Here is a 2,970-nt window from a genome sequence, read left to right as displayed (position 1 = left end):
GGCTAAATGTAATTGCATAATATAACCAGGCAGGTATGCATTTTTGTATGAAGCTAACTATCCCATGGGAATGGTACCGCACCTTTTTGGCCGTGATGAAAGAAGGGTCCTTGTCAGGAGCCGCCCGCAGGCTTGCCATTACCCAGCCAACAGCCGGACGCCATGTTGCAGCGCTGGAATCAGCACTTGGTCTTGTTTTATTTACCCGTTCGCAGACTGGGCTACAGGCCACAGATGCAGCCGTCGAACTCCAGGGTCATGCGCAAGCTATGGAAAACACCGCCATGATGATTGAGCGCTCGGCGGCCAGTTTCAGTGCCGGGGCAACCGGGTTACGCGGCGTGGTGCGCGTTGCTGCCAGTGACATCATCGGCACGGAGGTTCTGCCTTCGGCGATCGCCCGAATAAAGGATGCATACCCACACATAACCGTTGAGCTGGTTCTGTCTAATCGCGTTCAGGATTTACTGAATCGGGAAGCGGATATTGCAGTACGCATGACCACGCCAGTGCAGGAGCAACTGATTGCGCGTCGAACTGGAAAGATTGAAATAGGTCTGCATGCCGCGCCTGCCTATCTGTCACGGCATGGTGCACCGGAAAGTATTGAGGAGTTACTCACCCATACACTGGTGGGTTTCGATACCATTACACCCTTTATTTTACAGTCCCTTAAGCAATTTCCTCAGCTAAACCGCGAGCTGTTTACCGTGCGAACCGACAGTGACGTTGCCCAATTAAACCTTATACGGGCAGGGGCCGGTATCGGTATGTGCCAGGTACAACTGGCCGATTTTCCAACGCCATTACAGAGGATAATGCCTGATTTTTTTGCATTGCATCTCGACACCTGGCTGGTAATGCATGAGGACTTACGCCACAGTCAGGCCTGCAAAACGGTATTTGATTTTCTGGCTGAGGATTTACAGGCTTATATCAACAGGGTGCAGCGCTGAGATCCCCTGAGCCGATGGCAACCGGGAACCTCTGGCATCCAGGCCAGAGGTTTTACAGTGCTACATTAGATGTAAAAGCGACTTGCTACTGTAATTGTTTTCGATATGTGCCTTCAGCTGATCGCTGGTTTTTTGGCGAAGCCGATCATAGATCTTTTGCAGGTCATCCAGACTTTTTATGATTTCTTCTGCCGACTCTCCGCCTGACTTCAGTACGTCCTTATAAAGCGCGGCAAAAGTCTGGAAATCAACTTTTGTGGCATCGACCACTGAGATCGTATAGTAGTAGGCGGAGACAGATTCCGTATGTGTTAACAACGATTGGGTTTTAACGTTTCGCTTCCAGGCAAGAAAATCGAAGCGGAGTAATGAAATACCATCGGTGTAGCACAAATACTTCTCCTTGTAGACCTCTTCACCCTCTGAGCTACCAAGGAATGACGCAATGAGCAGTTTGAGCATATTGCCTATGCCGGTGGCCACACTCTGATCTCCAATAAACATGCCCGCGGCTTCATCAACAACCTTATTAATGTTGTCGGCTTCCTTTTTTAAATATGAACGTGTCTGTCCATCACGATTAATAATCGCGGTAATAGGCAGGGTCTTACTCTGCTCAGCGTTTTTTAATTCATCCGTGATAGTAAGTTTATAAAGAGTGAGCTGTTTATTTGCGAGTTCCGATAAGAAACTCAAAGCCTCTTTGGTTTCTTCAGAAAGTTGCCCTGATTTATCTATTTCTTTGGCCATGGTAATATTTCCTGAGTATAATAGTACATAAGAGCAGGTGACAAAATGTCAGACATCAGCGTAATAGATATAGGCATAAACCGAATCCGTACGTTTGAAATTCGTCCAGCCACGCCGCACTATTAAGGCTTCAACTTTGTCTGAAATGGCTTTGGGTACGACGAGATAAACAGACCCTGATGCATCAGCAGGTTTGCCATCAATCTTCATGACATCAGCAGCGACGCCATCTAGAAAGCGCGGCTCATCGCCGTCCCTGAAGATCCCATAGGCCTTGACCTCCACGCATTGAGCCGGTTTTGTCATGGTCGCATCACAGACTAAATCACAGTAAGTCAGAGAGTGCGGGTATTGGACTTCACGCTCGGTGCTTTCTCCTTTGATAATATTAAGGTGATACCACAATTCTGCCTGTAACCATCCTTCAAACCCGCCTTTGCTGAGGCTTAAAGATGATGCTTTTTCATTCTGAGCGTTCATTACTTTAATAATATCATTAACGTCCATCATTGTTTCCTTTGTAATAAAAGAATATTGAGGGTAATTATCGATATATCGTTACCGTAATGAAGGGCGGGGAATACCCGACATTCGATGTAATTGTATTTGTCATCGGAAATCTTTCCATGTGCGATTATCGAAATTGCGTGGAAATAGCAATAATTTAACCTTGATTGACTTTTCAATCTAACAATATAAATTTGCCCTGGCGTTAGTTTCATAATATATCATAGATCTTTACTTTTAGTTGAAAGATGAAGTAGGTGTGAGTATCAGAGAACGAGACGGAAATTATCTAAGGCAAAAAACTGAGGTAAATGCTTTTGTATTTATAAAGAAAGAAAAGTGAACGCGAGGTAACGGAACGGAGAGTTCATCCGGAGAAGTGCTTACGCTGGCGCTTGCTGAAACCGATTCGACCGCAAATCCGGGATTTATGCGTACAACGAGTTGTCCATTCGAGAGAGTGTTATGCGGCAGCTAAGACACTGGGCGCAAGGAAACTGCATGAATGTTGAGCCAGGAGACGGTGTGGTCAAGACCTTATCGGATAGTGAGCGATAGCCATAGATGGGGTCCATACAAGCCACAAGAACATCTATATTTGAACAACTTCTCATTGGTGCGCATAATGTATATTATGTTAAATAAGCTTTCTAGGTTGATTTATCATACGGTCCCCGGAATCAGCATGTTGTGAATTTTCAGGTACCTCCCTTTTATTCCATTTGGTCTGTCGTACTGCGTTAAATGATTTCAGGAA

The 2,970-nt window shown here is 45.6% G+C and carries 3 protein-coding genes; 1 reads left to right on the top strand and 2 read right to left on the bottom strand.

Annotated features, from left to right (window positions below; translation table 11 throughout):
- The first annotated feature begins 47 nt into the window (after window positions 1-47).
- Window positions 48-956: a LysR family transcriptional regulator gene (locus C5687_RS23775; protein WP_104558184.1), complete on the top strand. Its 909-nt coding sequence runs from the start codon at window positions 48-50 to the stop codon at window positions 954-956.
- A 60-nt stretch (window positions 957-1,016) separates the two neighbouring features.
- Here the strand turns inward: C5687_RS23775 and C5687_RS23770 are convergent, their stop codons facing one another.
- Entirely contained in the window at window positions 1,017-1,706 is a 690-nt protein-coding gene (locus tag C5687_RS23770; RefSeq protein WP_025756448.1) for a hypothetical protein, read from the bottom strand.
- Between the two features lie 48 nt (window positions 1,707-1,754).
- The gene (locus tag C5687_RS23765) at window positions 1,755-2,216 is read right to left on the bottom strand and encodes a hypothetical protein (protein ID WP_146086308.1); all 462 of its coding nucleotides are present in this window, start codon (window positions 2,214-2,216) and stop codon (window positions 1,755-1,757) included.
- Window positions 2,217-2,970 lie beyond the last annotated feature (754 nt).

The organism is Enterobacter sichuanensis, assembly GCF_002939185.1.
Classification (GTDB): Bacteria; Pseudomonadota; Gammaproteobacteria; order Enterobacterales; family Enterobacteriaceae; genus Enterobacter; species Enterobacter sichuanensis.
Note: the sequence above shows the minus strand (reverse complement) of the source record. Positions and strands in the feature narration are given on the sequence as shown.